Raw genomic sequence first — 19,434 nt, 5'->3', positions numbered from 1 at the left:
CGTATTTATTCAACGTTCTGCACTTGCTCGCGCAACTGATCTATGACCGCTTTGAGTTCCAACCCCACCGCAGTCAGTTCGGCATTCTGAGATTTGGAACACAAGGTGTTGGCCTCTCGATTGAACTCCTGCATCAGGAAATCCAGCTTTCGCCCAACCGGCCCCTCTTGCGACAGCAAAGCGCGTGCCGCGGTTACATGCGTCGCCAGACGATCAATTTCTTCGGTGATGTCAGCCTTGACCGCGATCAGGGCCAGTTCCTGTGCAATACGATCCGGATCAACGCCCTGCGCGTTTTCCAGTACACGCGCGAGGTTGTCGCGCAGCGTTTCTGCCATCAGGTCTTTGCGTTTTTCGGCCAGCGCGGCGGCTTGGCTGGTTAGTTCGGAAATGAGATCCAGTTGTCCGTTCAGAACAGTCGACAACGCCTCACCTTCGGTTTGACGCATATCCAGAAAGGCTGCCAGCAAACCACCAAACTCTGACTTCAACTCCTGCACCAACGGTGCTGGGTCATCCAGTTCACCGCCCGAGTCCAACATACCTTTGATGGCAATCAGTTCAGCCGCCGAGGGTTGGCTCAGTTCCACGCTATGTTCTTCAGCCATTACTTGCGTCTGCACCAACGCCCTTAAAGCTGCAGTCATCGCTGCTTCGTTGAGTTTAAGTTCTGTCGCTGTTTCTTCTCTGCTCAGCCGCAGGGACAAAGTCACGTTACCCCGGCTCAGCGATTTCGACATCTCCGCCCGCAACGCTGTCTCAAGCCCAGTCAACCACTCAGGGACACGCAACCGCATGTCCAGCCCCTTGCCGTTCACACTGCGCAGTTCCCAGGTCCAGCTGTGAGGTCCGAACTCTCCTTTACCCGAGGCGAACCCGGTCATGGATCTGATCATGACTGCCCTTTCCTTTTTCTGCCTGCGACCCGCTTGCTTGCCGCACCTAATGCCATCCGGAGCGATAGGGCAAGACTCACTGTCGCTGCAATTCATCACCAGAAGTTAACCATTCATTAAAGATTTGCTCCAATTTTGAATAAACCCGTGTCAATCTGTCCGTCACGATGACGGGTTGGCTACCTCTCCGCCCAATGCGGAGCATTTTATGAAAATGGTGGTCAATCGACATGAGGGTGGCAAAATGAAAACCTTTTTCGGGAATGGTTCCGGGTCGAAATTTGGAAAGATCGTTGCAATGGATCGCTTTGACAGTGGTCGCAGCCTGTCACCCATCCGACAGGCCGAAGCGTATTGGACGGCATTGCTGACAGGTGATGGCGTGCCGATGCGTTCGCAGATTGACCCGCGCGGGCTGGAGAATATTCTGCAATACACCTTTATTCTGGAAAGGATAGCACCCGGCCTCGCGCGCTTTCGGCTGGCAGGCAGTCATCTGAACCAGCTTGCTGGCATGGAGGTACGCGGCATGCCCCTGACGGCATTTTTCGAACCAAGCGCCCGCTCGGAAGTCAAAGACGCGCTGGAACAGGTTTTCGCGTCCCCAGCTATCGCTGAATTGGGACTGAATTCATCGGGAAAACTTGGCCGTACGCGACTGCAGGCCCGTATGATACTGTTGCCGTTGAAAAGCGATCTGGGGGATGTGAGCCGGGTATTGGGCGTCATGATCGGCGATGGCGCGATCGGAGCGACACCAAGACGTTTCGCAATCGAAGACATCCGGACGAAACCTGTGGCAGATCTTCATACTCCAGCAAACCCTAGGTCCACAGAGCCGGCAGGCTTTGCGGAGGAAAAGGCTGAGTTCGCCAGACCTGCCAACCACCTTCGCCTTGTTGTTTCGCGGGATGACTAATCAATAAAAAACGGCGGGCACATGTCCCGCCGTCTCAAAGTATTGTCAATCGACTTAGCTTGCAGCGCGCTTGCTGCGATCCCGCCGCAGATTGGTCAGCTCTTCTGCTACTAGGAAGGCCAGTTCGAGCGACTGTGTCGCGTTGAGGCGCGGATCGCAGGCAGTGTGGTAACGATCCGACAGATCTTCTTCGGTAACAGCACGTACACCGCCGGTGCACTCAGTCACGTCCAGACCGGTCATCTCGAAATGCACGCCGCCTGGGATTGTCCCCTCGGCCTGGTGCACACCAAAGAAGTCACGCACTTCGCGTAACACTGAGTCGAAGGGGCGCGTCTTGTAGCCCGTGGCCGACTTGATGGTGTTGCCATGCATCGGATCACAGACCCAGGTAACTTTCGCGCCCTCTTCCTTAACGGCCTTGATCAGGCGTGGCAGATGCTCACCTGCTTTGCCAGCGCCAAAACGTGCGATCAGAGTCAGACGACCCTCTTCGTTCTCCGGGTTCAGTTTGGACATCAGAACCTTGAGGTCTTCGGCGGTGGTTGTCGGACCACATTTCAGGCCAATCGGGTTCAGAACACCACGGCAGAACTCGACATGAGCACCATCTGGCTGACGAGTACGGTCACCGATCCAGATCATATGGCCCGAACCTGCCAGCCAGTTGCCGGAGGTCGAATCAAGACGGGTCAATGCTTCTTCGTATTCCAGCAGAAGGCTTTCATGGCTGGTGTAGAATTCTACGGTCGAAAACTCATGAGTCGTGTCCGCCGTGATGCCAGCCGCACCCATGAAATCGATCGTGTCCTGGATCCGGTCAGCGATCTCGGAATACTTCTGAACATCCTGTTCATCGGTAAAGCCAAGCGTCCATGAATGCACACGGCTCATATCCGCGAAACCACCGGTCGAGAATGCACGCAGCAGGTTCAGTGTTGCAGCAGCCTGCGTGTAGGCCTGCAACATTTTACCCGGGTTCGGAATGCGCGCCTCGGGTGTAAAGGCCAGTTCGTTGATGATGTCACCACGGTAGCTGGGCAGCTCTACACCATCCACGACCTCGGTCGGTGCGCTGCGCGGCTTGGCGAACTGCCCTGCCATACGGCCGACTTTGACCACAGGCACCTTAGCGCCATAAGTCAGAACCATCGCCATCTGCAGCATCACCTTAAAGGTGTCGCGGATTGCGTCTGCGCTGAACTGTTCAAAGCTTTCAGCACAATCCCCACCCTGCAGCAGGAAGGCCTCGCCGCGACCAGCGGCACCCAGATGTTGCTTCAGGCGCCGCGCTTCGCCAGCAAAGACCAGCGGGGGATACTGCGAAAGCTGAGCCTCGACTTTGGCCAGTGCGGCCGCGTCGGTATAATCGGGCATCTGAACTCGGGGCTTGTTGCGCCAGTTCGATTTTTGCCACTCGGTCATAGCTTTGATCTCCGCTGAGGTATTTCAGGGTGCCTCTATACAAAATGCATTACAGAGTGACCATATCTCATTTGCGCCTCTTGACTGGGCAAACAAGCTTTGAGCATGTTGTCTGGCAAATCCGTCGCAGCTAAAGAGCAGCGGTCGCCGAATCAAGGACAGTTCGCCATGCAAGAGCAACGCCAAGTTGTCACTGTGGACAGCAGCGCGGCAAAGCCGCTTAATTTCGTCTTTGTCCTGCTGGACAAGTTTTCGCTTTTGTCATTTGCGTCAGCTTTGGACAGCTTGCGCATTGCAAATCGTATGTCCGATCGCCCGATCTATACATGGACTTTGGCCGGAGAAGGCGGAGACGTCGTTCATTGTTCTGCCGGAACCACTTTCAAACTCGACACTGACCTGTCCGAACTTCAGCGCGATGATGTCATCCTGGTCTGCGGCGGGGTTGATGTGCAGGCAGCCACGACCAAGAAGATTCTGAACTGGCTACGTCGAGAAGCCCGCAAGGGGATCAAAATAGGTGGTCTTTGTACGGCGGCCTACACTCTGGCAAAGGCCGGGCTGCTGGAGGGCAAGAAAGCGACGATTCACTGGGAAAACTCCGATAGTTTCTCAGAGGAATTTGACACCGTCGAACTGACCAAATCGGTCTTTCAGATTGATGGCAACCGGATGACCACCGCGGGCGGAACATCATCGATCGACCTGATGCTCAAGTTGATTGCCAACGACTACGGCGAAGATTTGGCAAACGCGGTTGCGGATCAGATGATCTATTCGTCGATCCGCACCGATCAGGACACGCAACGCCTGTCAACACCGACGCGGATTGGAGTACGCCATCCGAAACTCAGTCAGGTTATCCTGATGATGGAGAAGAACATCGAGGAGCCGATCTCGCCTTCGATTCTTGCCAAAGATGTCGGCATGTCCACTCGTCAGCTGGAACGTCTTTTCCGCCGTTATCTCAGCCGCTCACCCAAGCGCTATTACATGGAACTTCGCCTGCACAAGGCCCGGAACCTGCTGATGCAAACCGACATGAGCGTTATCAACGTCGCATTGGCTTGTGGCTTCGCAAGCCCGTCGCATTTTTCAAAATGCTACCGCGCGCACTACAACACGACTCCGTATCGTGAGCGTGGAACTCAGGGCGGGCGCTTGTCTGTCTGACTTTGTCGCGAACTATCCGGGTGTCAGTCGGTAAACGGCACCCTGCCCCACAGAAATAAACCAGATCGATCCATCAGGCGCTTCGACGATATCGCGCACGCGTTCCGTCTCAGCGCCTTTGATCTGCTCGACTTCGCGTAGAGGACTGCCAGCAAGACGGGAAATGTAGTCGAATTTCAGAGATCCCACGAAAAGATCGCCTTTCCACTGAGGCCAGAATTTGCCCGAATACACCAACAAGCCTGATGGAGCGATGGAGGGATCCCAATAGAATTCGGGTTGCTCCATCCCCGGTTTGGATGTGCCCTCACCAATCTTTTGGCCAGAATAGTGTTTGCCATATGAAATGACCGGCCAGCCATAGTTGAGACCGGGCTGCACAAGATTGACCTCATCCCCACCCTGCGCGCCATGTTCTGAGACCCACAACATGCCCCGCGCATCAAGCCCCGCGCCCTGTGGGTTTCGGTGCCCATATGACCAAATTTCTGGTCGCGTGTTAGGATCGCCAACAAAAGGATTATCAGACGGGATTGTTCCGTCCCGATTGATCCTGATGACGGTGCCCATATGATTTGATTTGTCCTGCGCAGCTGGTCGGTCTCCGCGTTCACCCAGCGTGACGAACAGCGACCCGTCATTTGCTTCCACGACGCGCGAACCGAAATGACGACCACCAGACCCGCCTGGCACTGCTTCGAAGATCACGCGCAGGTTGGTAAGCCTCTTTCCATTTTCAGACAATCGCGCCACAGCAACGGCAGTCCCGGCACCACTACTCTGACGCTTGGAATAGGTCAGGAAGATCTCCCGACTATTCGAAAAATCCCGAGCGATCGTGACATCCAGCAATCCGCCCTGCCCAGATGCCGCAACTTTCGGCACACCTGACACTCGCTGAGACTTACCATCCTTCACAAATAGTAATTCACCATCACGTTCGGTCACCAGAAAGCTCTCGTCCGGCAGAATGCCTATGGCCCATGGCGTATCCAAGCCACCCAGCATTTCTGTTACTCGAACAGAACCGGCTGAAGTTTGAAGCACATCAGCCCTGATACCTCCGGATATCACCAGCAGAACTAGAATCGCGCAAACTCTGATCATCGTTGCTCTCCAATACCGGATGTTCGCCGCCATCATCGGGCAAACCCATCAAAACAAATAGAGTTATGGCCCACAAAAGCACTTTTTCGTTAGGACTTTTCTTTTCCGGACAGCTTGCCTAGGGTCGTGCGCAGAACGAATACGTTCCAATTAGGGAGTAACCATATGAAAAAGCTGCTTACTGCAACTGCAGCAACCGCTCTTCTGGCCGGCACCGCGATGGCTGAAGACGTCAAACTGGGCGTGCTGTTTGGCTTTACCGGTCCGATTGAATCGCTGGCCCCGGCAATGGGTTCAGGCGCCGAGCTGGCGATGGCTGAAGTTACCGAATCCGGCAAACTGCTGGATGGCACGACCGTAACCGCTTCGCGTGCTGACACCGGCTGCATCGACAACGGTCTGGCAACGTCGAACGGTGAACGCATGATCGCTGACGGCGTTGCTGGCATCATCGGTGGTGACTGCTCGGGCGTAACTGGTGCGATCCTGCAGAACGTTGCGATTCCGAACGGCATGGTCATGATCTCGCCATCGGCAACGTCACCTGGTCTGTCGACAATGGAAGACAACGGCCTGTTCTTCCGCACCGCACCGTCGGATGCGCGTGAAGGTCAGGTTATGGCTGACATTCTGAAAGATCGCGGCATCAACTCGATCGCCCTGACCTACACCAACAACGACTACGGCAAGGGTCTGGCCGACGCGATCAAAAGCTCGTTCGAGGCAGCCGGTGGTGAAGTAACCATCACAGCCGCGCACGAAGATGGCAAAGCTGACTATTCGGCCGAAGTTGGTGCCTTGGCATCGGCCGGTGGCGATATTCTGGTCGTCGCGGGTTATCTGGATCAGGGTGGTCTGGGCATCATCCAGTCGTCGCTGGACAGCGGCGCGTTTGACACATTCGGTCTGCCGGGTGGCATGATCGGTGACTCGCTGCCTGCAAACGTTGGTCCGGACCTCGATGGTTCGTTTGGTCAGATCGCAGGTTCGGGTGGCGAAGGTGCTGAAAAGTACTTCGCAATGGCCGAAGCCGCAGGTTTCGACGGTTCTTCACCTTACTCGCCTGAGTCTTACGACGCAGCCGCTCTGTTCATGCTGGCCATGCAGGCCGCAGGTTCGACCAGCCCAGCTGAGTACGGTGCCAAGATCATGGACGTCGCCAACGCTCCGGGTGAAAAGATCTATCCGGGTGAATTGGCGAAAGGTCTGGAGCTTCTGGCCGCAGGTCAGGACATCGACTATGTCGGCGCATCGGGCGTTGAGCTGATCGGCCCCGGTGAAAGCGCGGGTTCTTATCGTGAGATCGAAGTCACTGACGGCGAGAACAAGACCGTCAACTTCCGTTGATCCGACCGTTTTCTTCATAATACCAAGCAGCCCGGGCCTTGTGTCCGGGCTGTTTCAATGACAAAAGACCGCACCTCTTTCGGGGGGATGGGGCAATTCAGCAAAGCGCCGCACAAGTGGCCAGGGGAACACATGATCGTCGTCGAGGACGTGCATAAGCATTTCGGCGGTTTTCACGCGGTGGATGGTGCATCGCTGGAAATCGAAAAGGGTTCGATCACCGGGCTCATCGGGCCCAACGGGGCCGGAAAAACCACTCTGTTCAATGTCATCGCCGGGGTGCTTCCACCCACCAGCGGCAAGGTGTTCATGGATGGCGAAGATATCACCGGCCTGCCCCCGCATGATCTGTTTCATAAAGGTCTGCTGCGTACGTTCCAGATCGCGCACGAGTTTTCATCGATGAGCTGCCGCGAGAACCTGATGATGGTCCCTGGCGCCCAATCGGGTGAATCGCTCTGGAACACTTGGTTCGGCCGCAAACGCATCGCTGATGAAGAGCGTGCGCTGAAGGCCAAAGCAGACGAGGTGCTGGAATTCCTGACAATCGAACATCTGGCCGACCACAAAGCGGGTCAGGTCTCGGGCGGTCAGAAAAAACTGCTTGAGTTGGGCCGCACCATGATGGTTGACGCCAAGATCGTATTTCTGGACGAAGTTGGCGCGGGCGTGAACCGCACCCTGCTGATGACAATCGCCGACACGATCCTGCGTCTGAACAAGGAACGTGGCTATACCTTCGTCGTCATCGAACACGACATGGATTTCATCGGCAAGATCTGTGACCCGGTCATCTGTATGGCTGAAGGCAAAGTGCTGGCCGAAGGCACTCTGGACGAAATCAAGGCGAATGAGCACGTGATCGAAGCCTATCTGGGCACCGGCCTTAAGAACAAAGATAAGCTGGAGGCCGAGGCATGAGCGATAATCCCTATCAGGACGATCACGGGAACAAGGACGCCTCGATCACCAACACCCAGGGCGTCGGCACAATGACACCCGCACATCGCGTAAGCGGTGAAACACACTATGTTGGCGGCGGCCCCTTCCTGATTGGTGACACGATGACGGGTGGCTATGGCAAAGGCCCCGACATTCTGCATGATTGCACCATCGCCGTGGACAAAGGTGAGATTGCGGTGATCGTGGGCCCGAACGGCGCTGGCAAATCGACCGCAATGAAGGCTGTCTTTGGGATGCTGGACGTTCGCGCAGGTTCGGTACGTCTGGATGGCGAGGACATCACCAATCTCAGCCCTCAGGACCGCGTGATCAAAGGCATGGGGTTCGTTCCGCAAACGCAAAACATCTTTACGTCTATGACGGTCGAGGAAAACCTCGAGATGGGCGCTTTCATCCGTCGCGATGATATCAGCCAGACGATGGAGCAGGTCTATGACCTCTTCCCCATCCTGCGAGACAAGCGCAATCAGGCCGCCGGAGAACTGTCGGGCGGCCAGCGCCAGCAGGTCGCCGTCGGCCGTGCGCTGATGACCCAGCCCAAAGTGCTGATGTTGGACGAACCGACCGCCGGTGTCTCGCCCATCGTGATGGATGAACTGTTTGACCGGATCATTGAGGTGTCCCGCACTGGCCTGCCAATCCTGATGGTTGAACAAAATGCTCGCCAAGCGCTGGAAATCGCGGATAAGGGATATGTGCTGGTTCAGGGGCGGAATGCCTATACTGGCACGGGCAAAGAACTGCTGGCTGATCCGGAGGTTCGAAAGAGTTTCTTGGGGGGGTGAGTAAGGTGTTTACTCTTCAGAGACTAAAACACAGTGCAATTTTGACTGCCGCAGGGTTTGGCTTGGCTGACATGGCCTATGCCGAAATCACTCCTCAGAGCTATTGCCGTATGAAAATGTGTGAAGTTCGTGCACACTGCATCTCAAACGACTGTGATGCCGTCGAGTGTCTTGAAGGCAGCTTTACTATGGAGCTTTCTTCTATCGGTAACCAGCTGAACACTTTTGCCGTCGGACCAGACAAAGACTCCAAAATTCCAATATCCGGGTTTGAGATAGACTCAGAGCTTTCGATAGATGGCGACCTAGTTGCAAGCCGAACTAATGATGAAGAAATAGCCTTCATACAGGTCCAGCTACACAAGGGGCAACCAACCGACGTAACGATCACAACCCAAACTAGAGGTTCGCTGGTCGATATCTCTGTGCTTCACGGCCATTGCGGAGAAGACTATTAATGGACTTCCTAAATGCCCTTTTGGCGCTCTCGAATTTCGTCCTTGTTCCCGCAATAGGGTAAGAAGGCCAATCTCCACCGTACGCCTTTGAGCAATTACTCTTCTTTTACCCGAGCCTACTTTGGCTTGTCTGAACAAAAGGACGCTACTGACAATTCAGTTACTCTTACGGACAGCCTAAGTATATTAGAACAGGGCTTGTACCGCTAAGCCCTGTCACAAAACGAACTCAAACCTCAATCACCCAATCGGATCACCACAAGAGCCAAAGTCCTGCGCAGCGTGCGGACCTTTGATCGACATGTCGTAGTTGAGGTTGTCAAAATCCACGACAAAGGTCACGACATCCTTGTCCATGATATGCAGGAAGGTCAGTGAATTCAGACCTGCAATAATTGTCGCCTCGCCCTTGATGTCATCAGTTACGATGAATCCTTTGTCGGTCGCCCCAGACCGTGCCAGCGTCACCGCACCACCATTGCTGTCTGACACACAGTTCACAACGAAGTCCGCTCCGTTCAGCGGATCGTTTGTTGCGGCGAAAGCTATCGTGGGCATGGCAAGACCGGCGAGCAACAAGATGGTATTTTTCATAGTTCTACTTTCCTTCTGGGGTCCGGTTCGGATGAGTGATCGACCGGGACCCTTTGTTCCTGTCTGGGGCGGGACATGCCCTGCGCCACGAACATAGGTAGATAGAATACTGCCTTCGCAAAGACTTATCGGTCTTGCCTCACGCCTAGTTGAGAGTAAGTGAGAATTGTCGCGCAAGCGCCTGGGGAGTTCACAGGTCAGACAGACTCAGCTTGGTGACGGGTTGGCTTTAGCGACAGCGCTGAATCACCTAAAAGCAAACAAACCAACGTGTTTATGACCGATTTTGTGTCTCCAATGTGGCGCCACACCAGCGATCAACGTTTCCGAGGTCAAACATACATTCTAAACCATTGATTTGGTTGATTTGACCAACTGGAAAAAAGAACAAGCAGATTTTCGCAGGAACCGAAGTTGGACACCGTTAGGCTGTATTGGCGTCACAATGCCTGACTAGTTCCGCATCGTCCGGATACAAAATATATCCGGGCTAAACATGTAATTTGAACATGCTGCCAAAGCGAAACAAGACCAATAAAACTAAGGAAATCTCAACATGAAAACCTGGATCATGGCTGCTGTTGCCGCTGTTCTTGCGACCGGTGCAGCTGCAGAGGAACGTCACTTTGTCTGTGTATCAGATCGTGACGGCAGCGAAGTCCGCCTGAACCGTGCTCCTGAAGGAGACAAGGGCAGCATCGAGACAAAGGACATCGAGGGCGATGCAATGGTCTTCAAAGGTGTTGGCAACATGACTTTCGTGCATATCGAAGAAAGTGATGTGATGACCTTTGTCGTGCATTTCTCTGACATGACCTACGACCTGTCCGTCAAAGGACCTCACGCCGGGACCGACCACGGATCGTGTGAAGAGGTATAATACAGCTCATCCAGTAATTGAATTCGATGCACGCGATTCAACGTTTGATTTTGTGATCCTACTCGCCTACCCCGGTGCCGAAAATCGTGAGTCAAAAACTCACGATTCTTTGGTGCCACGTCGCAGCAGCCTATGCCACAAGCGACCACTTCAGGAGAAGCAAAATGAAACACCTGGCCGCCCTTGCAGCCGTATTTATTCCTGTCGCCGCTCAGTCCGTGACGCTGGATGTTCCCAAAGGTCGGTTCGTCTATGAATGTCAGCTGACCGAGATCTGCAAGGCGGGAAAGTGCTCGTCCCTCGATCCCGTTATTCCAGTCACGCTGGACCGGGTCGAAGGGAATTCCAAGGGCACCGTGACTAAGCAAGGTAAGGTTGTCGAAGTACTGGTGTTCCCCGGTCTGGGAACCCACGAATTCCTCTCGATTTCTGCTGGCGGAAGTGTTGGCTATACCGTCAATGACGAAACCGGAAAGGTCTCAGTGCATACGTCAGGTGGCCAGATGCATGACGAACGCGGAAGCTGCGCAGTAACCAACAAGTAGTCTGTTTATATTCATCACTTCGACGATTGGGCCGAACGGATATGAACTCTGTTCGGCCTTTGTATTTTCAGGCCCTGCATCGATATGCGAGTTTTCAACCTGACGATGCGGGGGACAGAAAAAAACATGAGAAAATTGCCGATTTAACAGCGTTATTCGCTACCTGATTGTTGTGTATCGGGCGGCCTGCATGCCATAAAGCCGCACCCGAGAAAATGAGAAGGTCACATGGACATACTGAACGCGCTTGTCGCGCTTGCTAACTTTGTGCTGGTGCCGGCAATCGCCTACGGATCCCAGCTTGCCCTAGGGGCGCTGGGGGTCACTCTGATCTACGGCATTCTGCGATTTTCCAACTTTGCTCATGGTGACACGATGGCGTTCGGCGCCATGATTGCCGTGCTTGTCACTTGGGGGCTGCAAGCCGCCGGTGTCAGCTTTGGCCCGTTGCCCACTGCATTGCTGGCCCTGCCATTCGCGATACTTGGATGCATTATTCTTGTCCTGATCACAGACAGACTGGTTTATCGTTTCTATCGTGAACAGAAAGCCAAACCAGTCATATTGGTCATTGTCTCGATGGGTGTCATGTTCATCATGAACGGCCTTGTTCGCTTTATCATCGGACCCGACGATCAGCGCTTTTCGGATGGTGCGCGTTTTCTGATTTCCGCACGTGATTTCAAGAAGATGACTGGCCTGAACGAGGGACTTGCGATCAAGACCTCACAGGGCATCACCGTCGTCGTCGCCGTTGTCTCGGTCGCCTTGCTGTTCTGGTTCCTGAACAAAACACGCACCGGGAAATCCATGCGTGCCTATTCCGACAACGAAGATCTGGCGCTGCTTTCGGGCATCAACCCGGAACGCGTCGTGATGATCACCTGGATCATCGTGGCAGCGTTGGCGACAACCGCCGGTGTGCTGTATGGGCTGGACAAAAGCTTTAAGCCGTTTGTGTACTTCCAGCTTCTGCTTCCAATCTTTGCTTCGGCTATTGTCGGCGGTCTGGGTAATCCGTTGGGTGCCATCGCCGGAGGTTTCATCATCGCTTTCTCGGAAGTCACGATCACCTATGCGTGGAAGAAAGTCCTCACCTACATTGCACCCGAAAGTTTGGCACCGTCAGGCTTGGTTCAGTTCTTGTCCACGGACTATAAATTTGCCGTCAGCTTCGTCATCCTGCTGATCGTGCTTCTGTTTAAGCCCACGGGGCTGTTCAAGGGGAAAGCGGTATGAGTGAGATGACCAAAAACACTCTGTTATTCGTAGTGGTCGGTGCGCTTATTCTTGTGACCGGTTTTTCCCAAAGCTGGAACACCGCGATCCTGATCCTGAACATGGGGCTGATCTCGGCCATCATGGCCATAGGCGTTAACCTTCAGTGGGGTTTTGCGGGCCTGTTCAACGTCGGCGTCATGGGCTTTGTAGCCCTTGGCGGACTTGGTGTGGTTCTTGTTTCCACCCCACCGACCCCCGGTGCATGGTCTGCCGGCGGCTATGGAATCATCCTTGCGCTGCTGCTAGGTGCCGCAACGGTTGTAGCTGCTGTTCTTGTGGCGCAAAAACTGCCCAGCGGACGTGTTCGGACTCTGTCGATCATAGGTATTCTGATCGTTGGTTTCTTTGTTTACCGTGCAATTTTTGACCCGAATGCTGCTGCAGTCGAAGCAATCAATCCCGCGGTGGAAGGCAACATTGGCGGACTGAACTTGCCGGTTCTGCTGGCATGGCCTGCAGGTGGATTGCTGGCTGCTGGTGCCGCATGGTTGATCGGCAAAACGGCGCTGGGGCTACGTTCGGACTATCTTGCAATCGCTACACTGGGTATCGCCGAAATCATCATTGCCATCATGAAGAACGAGGATTGGTTGGCGCGGGGCGTTAAGAATGTCTACGGCATCCCGCGTCCATCCCCGGTCGTTGGCTATGAGATCGAGCTGCAAAAAGATCCGGGCTTCATTGAGCGTGCAGCGTGGTTCGGTCTGGATCCGGTTACAGCCTCCACACTCTCGGTCAAACTGGGATATTCGGTGTTGTTCCTGGCTGTCCTGCTCATTCTGCTCTGGATGGCTCAAATGGCGTTGAAAAGCCCTTGGGGCCGTATGATGCGCGCAATCCGAGACAACGAGGTTGCCGCCGAAGCCATGGGCAAGGATGTGACCCGTCGCCACTTGCAGATTTTCGTACTGGGGTCGGCCATTTGTGGAATTGCGGGTGCCATGATGACCACGTTGGATGGGCAGCTGACACCAAGCGCATACCAGCCATTGCGCTTTACGTTCCTGGTCTGGGTCATGGTTATTGTCGGCGGCTCCGGCAACAATTTCGGCGCTGTTCTGGGGGCATTCCTGATCTGGTTCCTCTGGGTTCAGGTCGAACCAATCGGGCTGTGGTTGATGAACCTGATCACAGCCGGAATGCCGGACGGAAGTGCACTCAAGACACATCTGATCGAAAGCGCGGCCCACATGCGCCTGTTCACCATGGGCCTGATATTGCTGGTTGTTCTCAGATTTAGTCCAAGGGGCCTTATTCCGGAGAAATAGTTCCGGAAACCTCCACAAACTAAAAGCCGCGTCGCAATTCGGCGCGGCTTCTTGATTCTAAACAAAGAACTTTATACACGGGTTCATCGTCGGTAAACGTGTTCGTTCCAATGTAACGAACCAATTCACTCAGTATCATCGACGTTTCGTAACAATCAGCTCTGGTCATCATAAAAGAACACAGACACTCATGAAAAAACCATTCACCACATCCGTCACTCTTTTGCCCGTTCTGGCAGCCTTGGCCGGCTGCATCCCCAGCCCGGAAGACCTTGAAACGACTCCAGTCCAAGTTCAGACACCCCAAGGTGTCGTCACCTGCCAGCTCTATCGTCTGGATCGTGTAACTTGGGATCGTGCAATCGATTACCCTGCTACTAAGATGTCTGTTACTCAAGCGGATAACTACTGTCGGCAAGAAGGCCAAAGGCGGCTCAAACGCTAAGCGATAAAAGCCCCGCAGTTTCGTTTCAGCGGGGCTTAACGCCAATTCTATCGGTTTCTGAACAAACCGCCCAAAATGCCACGCACAATCCGGCGGCCTGTGGTGCCTTTGAGTTCCTTTATCACCGCTTCACTCATTGCACTGGCAAAAGTGTCTTTCTTGCGCACCGCCCTTGATGTTGATCGGCCAACACGTCCACCGGTGTATCGGCGAGCCGACGAATACTCCCGTTCCATCGGACTTTGCCGTTCAACTACTTCGTCAGCTTCCGCGACCTCTGCCTCTTGCGCAGCCTGGTTCGCTCTAGCCTGCAAAATCTCAAACGCCGATTTCCGATCCAGCAGCTTGTCATACTTTCCCGCCATTGGAGACGCATCGAGAACAGCTTGACGTTCCGCTGCAGTGATTGGCCCAAGCTGGGACCCAGGAGGGCGAATAAGGGTGCGTTCAACCATGCCCGGAATACCTTTTTTCTCAAGCATGGACGTCACGGCTTCTCCGACCCCAACTTCCCGGATAGCAGTCTCGGTATCGAAGGCCGGATTCTCGCGATAGGTTTCGGCCGCAAGCCGTAGGTTCTTGCGATCCCGCGCGGTAAAGGCGCGTAACGCATGCTGAACCCGGTTACCCAATTGACCGAGTATATCCTCGGGGATGTCGGCCGGGTTCTGGGTAATGAAATAAACCCCAACCCCCTTTGACCGGATCAGGCGCGCCACCTGTTCAACCTTGTCGACCAGAACCTTCGGAGCATCCTCAAATAGCAAGTGTGCTTCGTCAAAAAAGAAGACCAGTTTTGGTTTGTCGGGATCACCAACTTCGGGAAGTTCTTCGAACAGCTCGCTCAGCAACCAAAGAAGGAAAGTCGCATAGAGGCGCGGTGCCCCCATCAACTTATCCGAAGCCAGGATGTTCACCATCCCGTGCCCGTTTTCATCCTTTCGCATGAGATCGGACAAGGCCAAGGCTGGCTCACCGAACAAACGGTTCCCACCCTGGTTTTCCAGTACCAGCAAACGCCGTTGTATCGCCCCAATCGAAGCTGTCGATACGTTACCGTATCTCAGGGAAAGTTGTGCCCGATTTTCACCGATCCAAACCAGCAATGCCTGAAGATCTTTGAGATCCAGCAATGGCATTCCCTCTTCATCGGCAACCCGAAATGCAATGTTCAGAATCCCTTCCTGGGCTTCGGACAGTTCCAGCAAACGGGAAAACAGCAATGGGCCCATCTCGGTTACTGTCGTGCGGACCGGATGTCCTTGCTCACCAAACAGATCCCAGAATGTCACCGGACAAGCAGAATAGGAAAAATCCGTAAACCCAATTCGTTCAGCACGCTCCATAAAAGCTTTATGTAACTTGTGTTGGTCGCTGCCGGATCGTGCAAGGCCAGACAGATCCCCTTTGACATCGGCCAGAAACACAGGAACACCAGCTTGCGAGAAACCTTCGGCCAAGATTTGCAACGTTACGGTTTTGCCTGTGCCCGTTGCACCCGCAATCAAACCGTGACGGTTTGCATACTTCAAAGTCAGCCCTTGTGCTTGCCCGTAGTCCGGCCCTGCACCGCCAACAAATATGTTCTCGCTCATGGATTTACTATCCTAAACTTCATCGCTCTTTGACCAGCATACAAACTTAACCTTTGGCTGCGATAGTCAATTTGCCTTCAATGCGGCTCAAGCCGTCGAGGGCAGACTTCCTCCCTGTCGACTGGCCGTGCCTGCGGGCACGGCTTTTTTCGTGGCCTTTATGTAAAATATTCAAATGCGTAGAATGATTAAATTTTCAGGATAGCTGTTGACCGCTGGCTTCCCCTTTCGTAACGTCTGCGCATAACTAAGTCGGCCAGTCCGACGGGGAGAACTATTCTAAGGGGAGCCGCCTCACCGGCTCCCTTTTTCATTGGCCTGCACAAGACCGAAAACAGCGGTCTTTGTGCGTATTCGGCAGAATTTCGTTCAATTCGCAAAACAATGACAGGTTTGCGCCTGACACCTGAAGTTTCAGATGTTAGACGAGTGGAAAAGCTGGATCAGCACAATGAGGCATTCATGATCAAGAAACTTCTCCCACTTAACATGGTGGCGGCCGCTCTTTGGTGCGGTGTAGCCATTGCTCAGGAAACCACGCAGGACGCGGAAACACCGGCAGATGCGCCGCAAGCCGAAGCGGGTACTGACCTGGATCTGGGCGAAACCGGTCCCCGCATTGGCGAGCAGTACGTTAAGGAAAAATCGGGCGATTGGGAAATTTCGTGTCTGAAGGCTGAAAACGGTGAAGACCCTTGTGCGATGGTCCAGGTACTTAGTGGCCAACAGGGTGAACCCATTGCTGAGATTACCGTTGGAAAATTGCCCGAGGGCGGTGCCGCTGTCGCTTGGGCAAACGTGATTGTTCCGCTCGAAACTCTCCTGCAGGCCCAACTGGCTCTGTCAATCGATGGAGCTCCGCGCAAGCTCTATAACTATCACCACTGTGTGCCGGTCGGCTGCGTAGCGCAGCTGGGTCTGACGCAAGGTGATGTGGACGCAATGAAGGCGGGCACAAAAGCCGTTCTGTCGCTGGTTCCGGCCCGTTTCCCGGATCAGATACTGGACATGGAAATGTCCCTCAGCGGTTTCACGTCAGCATTTGACGGACTGTCCGTTAATCTGAATTAAGACGAAAACAAACCTACGAAAAAGCCGCCGGTTATCTCGGCGGCTTTTTTTGTTAGACCCGCTTCAGCGCGAGAACCGCATTCAGGCCACCGAACGCAAACGCGTTGCTCAAAGCAACATCGATCTTCGCATCACGCGCCTCATTCGGGACAACATCCAAAGCGCATTCCGGATCAGGTTCTTCATAGCCGATCGTCGGGGCAATAACGCCGTCTTTGAGTGCCATAATACAGGCCAGCAATTCCACTGCACCCGTACCACCAATAAGGTGACCATGCATCGATTTGGTCGAAGAAATCATCAATTCATCGGCATGAGGACCAAACACATCTGCAACCGCAGCGCATTCGGTTTTGTCATTTGCCGCTGTACCGGTTCCGTGCGCATTGATGTAACAAACATCGCTGGCATTCAGCTTGGCATCAGCCAGTGCCCCGGACATCGCGCGTGATGCGCCTTGTTTGCTGGGCATCACGATATCTGCGGCATCGGAAGACATCGCATATCCAACGACCTCACACAAAATCTCAGCACCCCGAGCCCGTGCGTGCTCGTACTCCTCGAACACGAACACACCTGCACCTTCGCCCTGAACCATACCATTGCGGTTAGCGCTGAATGGGCGGCAGGCGTCCTTGGACATAACGCGCAAGCCTTCCCAAGCCTTTACGCCCCCAAAGCAGAGCATAGATTCCGAACCGCCAGTCAACATCGCTGGCGCAGCACCGCTGCGGACCATCTGAAAGGCCAATGCCATCGCGTGATTGGAAGATGCACAGGCTGTGGAAACTGTAAAGCTTGGACCTTTGAGGTTGTGCTCCATCGAAACGTGGCTGGCAGCAGCGTTGTTCATCAACTTAGGGACGACAAAGGGATGAACGCGGTTTTTGCCATCTTCATAGACAGAGCGATAGTTATCGTCCCATGTAGACACTCCACCGCCGGCAGTACCCAAGACGACCCCGGACCGTGCAGCAAGTTCGCCATGAAACTCGATACCTGATTGTTCGATGGCCTCTTTTGCGGCCGTCAGTGTGAATTGAGTGAACCGATCATACAATGTCATTTGCTGACGGTTAAAACGGCCTTCAGCTTCGAACCCGCGGACCTGACCGCCGATCTTGATTGCCAGCCTTTCGACATCCCGGAATTCCAGTTCCGATATGCCGCACCGGCCTTCTCTCATGGCTTCAAGCGTATCCGGAACTGAATGGCCCAACGAGTTGATTGTGCCGGCACCTGTAATGACAACGCGTTTCATGATCGCTTGTCAGACCTTTTCCGCAACCAGCTTTTCAATCCCGGCGATGATGGCAGCGACATTCGAAATATCGAAATCGCTGGCTGTTGGTTCATTCGCGTTGAAGGGGATCGTTATGTCAAATTCTTCTTCAATGGCGAAAATGCTCTCGACCAATCCAAGACTGTCGATGCCCAGATCCTCAAGCGTGCTTTCAGGCGTGACATCGGATGGCTCCAGCACTGCCTGCTCTGCAATGATCGCGATGACGCGGTCGCTGATGCTCATAGTGATCCCCTAATTATCGCTTTGAGGATGATTTAATCGCTTGGAGGCTGTTTGAAAACAGCCTTTTTCAACGCCTCGACGTCACGTGCCATACGCGGCAGCCGGCGCTGAGCCTTATAGATGTCTGTGTGGCTTTCCATTTTTATGCCCGGATAGCCCATGATTACGCGCCCGGCAGGTACATTGGACAGGATCTTGGTTCCACCGCCAGAGATCACTCCATTGCCAATGAAAATATTATCCACGACCCCGGTTTGACCGCCCAGAACAACATTGTTTCCGATTTCAACTGAACCTGAAACGCCTGTCTGGCCGCACAACAAGCAATCTTGCCCAACCCGGGTATTGTGGCCCACGTGGACAAGGTTATCCAGTTTCGATCCGCTACCAATGCTCGTATTGCGGATAGTTCCGTTGTCGATGGTGCAGTTCGCGCCGACCTCGACATCATCACCGATTTCGACCGCGCCGAGCGAATGGATGCGCAGCCAGTTCTGAGCCTTGGCGTCTCCTTTGTCGCCCATGGTCTTGCGGACATTTTCGACGTCAGACACTTCGGGCGTAACAAAGCTAAACCCGTCACCGCCAATCCGTGCGCCGGGTTGCGCAATGAAACGGTCGCCAATCTGAGCCCGTGCGCCGATGCTGACCATTTCGCGCAGGACCGCGTTGGAGCCCAGCTTCGCATCCATCCCTATAACGCAATGGGCGCCGACCACTGATCCCGCGCCAATTTGGGCGCGCGCGCCAACCACACTCAGAGGGCCGATTGCAACGTCGTCACCGATGTCAGCAGTTGGATCGATCACTGCCGAAGGGTGAATGCCCGGTTCTACGCCCTGCCCCCGGTCCAGCATGGCTGTAATCCCGGCCATTGCCATCCGCGGACGTGGCACAAACAACGCTGCCTCCAACCCAAGAGCCTTCCAGTCTGCACCTTCCCATAACACTGCTGCGCGAGCAGTACCGGACGAAAGTGCCTCGGCGTATTTGGGCGACATTGCCATTGCCAGGTCCGTGGCCCCCGCCTCAGCCGGTTCCGCAGCACGCAGGATTGTCAGATCAGTGTTACCCTCGGCCGGGACACCGAGCGCGTCAGCAATTTGTTGAATGGTAAACTGCATGGCAGGCTTCCTTATATCAGGACTTGCCTG

Annotated in this window: 19 protein-coding genes; 11 read left to right on the top strand and 8 right to left on the bottom strand. The window is 54.3% G+C overall.

The features are described 5' to 3' along the window. Positions 1 to 5 precede the first annotated feature (5 nt). The gene (locus GOX61_RS00190) at positions 6 to 896 is read right to left on the bottom strand and encodes a YicC/YloC family endoribonuclease (protein ID WP_170330377.1); all 891 of its coding nucleotides are present in this window, start codon (positions 894 to 896) and stop codon (positions 6 to 8) included. 244 nt (positions 897 to 1,140) lie between these two features. Here GOX61_RS00190 and GOX61_RS00185 point away from each other — a divergent pair, with 244 nt between their 5' ends. Further along, a complete protein-coding gene (locus GOX61_RS00185) occupies positions 1,141 to 1,815 on the top strand; it encodes a PAS domain-containing protein (RefSeq protein ID WP_170330376.1) in 675 nt (224 codons plus the stop codon). 54 nt (positions 1,816 to 1,869) lie between these two features. On the opposite strand, the gene GOX61_RS00180 is transcribed toward GOX61_RS00185, so the two are convergent. Further along, the gene (locus GOX61_RS00180) at positions 1,870 to 3,240 is read right to left on the bottom strand and encodes a class II 3-deoxy-7-phosphoheptulonate synthase (protein WP_170330374.1); all 1,371 of its coding nucleotides are present in this window, start codon (positions 3,238 to 3,240) and stop codon (positions 1,870 to 1,872) included. A 168-nt stretch (positions 3,241 to 3,408) separates the two neighbouring features. Here GOX61_RS00180 and GOX61_RS00175 point away from each other — a divergent pair, with 168 nt between their 5' ends. Further along, the gene (locus GOX61_RS00175; RefSeq protein WP_155143157.1) at positions 3,409 to 4,413 is read left to right on the top strand and encodes a GlxA family transcriptional regulator; all 1,005 of its coding nucleotides are present in this window, start codon (positions 3,409 to 3,411) and stop codon (positions 4,411 to 4,413) included. A 12-nt stretch (positions 4,414 to 4,425) separates the two neighbouring features. On the opposite strand, the gene GOX61_RS00170 is transcribed toward GOX61_RS00175, so the two are convergent. After that, positions 4,426 to 5,520 carry a PQQ-dependent sugar dehydrogenase gene (locus GOX61_RS00170; RefSeq protein ID WP_170330372.1) on the bottom strand — a complete coding sequence of 365 codons (1,095 nt, stop codon included), beginning with the start codon at positions 5,518 to 5,520 and terminating at the stop codon, positions 4,426 to 4,428. 165 nt (positions 5,521 to 5,685) lie between these two features. Between GOX61_RS00170 and GOX61_RS00165 the strand changes: the two genes are divergently transcribed. The 4 genes from GOX61_RS00165 (at position 5,686) to GOX61_RS00150 (ending at position 9,073) form a co-directional block, all read left to right on the top strand. Further along, positions 5,686 to 6,867 carry an ABC transporter substrate-binding protein gene (locus GOX61_RS00165; protein WP_155143155.1) on the top strand — a complete coding sequence of 394 codons (1,182 nt, stop codon included), beginning with the start codon at positions 5,686 to 5,688 and terminating at the stop codon, positions 6,865 to 6,867. A gap of 132 nt (positions 6,868 to 6,999) precedes the next feature. Then, a complete protein-coding gene (locus GOX61_RS00160) occupies positions 7,000 to 7,788 on the top strand; it encodes an ABC transporter ATP-binding protein (protein ID WP_155143154.1) in 789 nt (262 codons plus the stop codon). After that, on the top strand, positions 7,785 to 8,615 hold the full coding sequence (locus tag GOX61_RS00155; protein WP_155143153.1) for an ABC transporter ATP-binding protein: 831 nt from the start codon (positions 7,785 to 7,787) through the stop codon (positions 8,613 to 8,615). The genes GOX61_RS00160 and GOX61_RS00155 overlap by 4 nt, the downstream gene beginning before the upstream one ends. A 5-nt stretch (positions 8,616 to 8,620) precedes the next feature. Further along, the gene (locus GOX61_RS00150; protein WP_170330370.1) at positions 8,621 to 9,073 is read left to right on the top strand and encodes a hypothetical protein; all 453 of its coding nucleotides are present in this window, start codon (positions 8,621 to 8,623) and stop codon (positions 9,071 to 9,073) included. 240 nt (positions 9,074 to 9,313) lie between these two features. On the opposite strand, the gene GOX61_RS00145 is transcribed toward GOX61_RS00150, so the two are convergent. Beyond that, complete coding sequence (locus GOX61_RS00145; protein ID WP_155143152.1) at positions 9,314 to 9,667, bottom strand: hypothetical protein; 354 nt, start codon at positions 9,665 to 9,667, stop codon at positions 9,314 to 9,316. 556 nt (positions 9,668 to 10,223) lie between these two features. Here GOX61_RS00145 and GOX61_RS00140 point away from each other — a divergent pair. The 4 genes from GOX61_RS00140 to GOX61_RS00125 all read left to right on the top strand — a co-directional run bounded on the left by GOX61_RS00140 (position 10,224) and on the right by GOX61_RS00125 (position 13,641). After that, on the top strand, positions 10,224 to 10,547 hold the full coding sequence (locus GOX61_RS00140; RefSeq protein ID WP_155143151.1) for a hypothetical protein: 324 nt from the start codon (positions 10,224 to 10,226) through the stop codon (positions 10,545 to 10,547). A 164-nt stretch (positions 10,548 to 10,711) separates the two neighbouring features. Further along, positions 10,712 to 11,092 (top strand): hypothetical protein, encoded by a 381-nt coding sequence (locus tag GOX61_RS00135; RefSeq protein WP_170330368.1) that lies wholly within the window; start codon positions 10,712 to 10,714, stop codon positions 11,090 to 11,092. 228 nt (positions 11,093 to 11,320) lie between these two features. Beyond that, complete coding sequence (locus tag GOX61_RS00130; RefSeq protein ID WP_155143149.1) at positions 11,321 to 12,331, top strand: branched-chain amino acid ABC transporter permease; 1,011 nt, start codon at positions 11,321 to 11,323, stop codon at positions 12,329 to 12,331. Then, positions 12,328 to 13,641 (top strand): branched-chain amino acid ABC transporter permease, encoded by a 1,314-nt coding sequence (locus GOX61_RS00125; protein WP_155143148.1) that lies wholly within the window; start codon positions 12,328 to 12,330, stop codon positions 13,639 to 13,641. The genes GOX61_RS00130 and GOX61_RS00125 overlap by 4 nt, the downstream gene beginning before the upstream one ends. A gap of 492 nt (positions 13,642 to 14,133) precedes the next feature. On the opposite strand, the gene GOX61_RS00120 is transcribed toward GOX61_RS00125, so the two are convergent. Further along, positions 14,134 to 15,681 carry a helicase HerA-like domain-containing protein gene (locus GOX61_RS00120; protein WP_170330366.1) on the bottom strand — a complete coding sequence of 516 codons (1,548 nt, stop codon included), beginning with the start codon at positions 15,679 to 15,681 and terminating at the stop codon, positions 14,134 to 14,136. A gap of 462 nt (positions 15,682 to 16,143) precedes the next feature. Here GOX61_RS00120 and GOX61_RS00115 point away from each other — a divergent pair, with 462 nt between their 5' ends. Next, complete coding sequence (locus tag GOX61_RS00115) at positions 16,144 to 16,752, top strand: invasion associated locus B family protein (protein ID WP_170330364.1); 609 nt, start codon at positions 16,144 to 16,146, stop codon at positions 16,750 to 16,752. Between the two features lie 52 nt (positions 16,753 to 16,804). On the opposite strand, the gene GOX61_RS00110 is transcribed toward GOX61_RS00115, so the two are convergent. The 3 genes from GOX61_RS00110 to lpxD are packed head-to-tail and all read right to left on the bottom strand — an operon-like array spanning position 16,805 to position 19,404. Continuing rightward, positions 16,805 to 18,013: a beta-ketoacyl-[acyl-carrier-protein] synthase family protein gene (locus GOX61_RS00110; protein ID WP_170330362.1), complete on the bottom strand. Its 1,209-nt coding sequence runs from the start codon at positions 18,011 to 18,013 to the stop codon at positions 16,805 to 16,807. 9 nt (positions 18,014 to 18,022) lie between these two features. Then, the gene (locus GOX61_RS00105) at positions 18,023 to 18,280 is read right to left on the bottom strand and encodes an acyl carrier protein (RefSeq protein ID WP_155143143.1); all 258 of its coding nucleotides are present in this window, start codon (positions 18,278 to 18,280) and stop codon (positions 18,023 to 18,025) included. Between the two features lie 32 nt (positions 18,281 to 18,312). Beyond that, positions 18,313 to 19,404 (bottom strand): UDP-3-O-(3-hydroxymyristoyl)glucosamine N-acyltransferase, encoded by a 1,092-nt coding sequence (gene lpxD / locus GOX61_RS00100; RefSeq protein ID WP_170330360.1) that lies wholly within the window; start codon positions 19,402 to 19,404, stop codon positions 18,313 to 18,315. Positions 19,405 to 19,434 lie beyond the last annotated feature (30 nt).

Source organism: Ruegeria arenilitoris, from assembly GCF_013030265.1.
GTDB lineage: Bacteria > Pseudomonadota > Alphaproteobacteria > Rhodobacterales > Rhodobacteraceae > Ruegeria > Ruegeria arenilitoris_E.
Note: the sequence above shows the minus strand (reverse complement) of the source record. Positions and strands in the feature narration are given on the sequence as shown.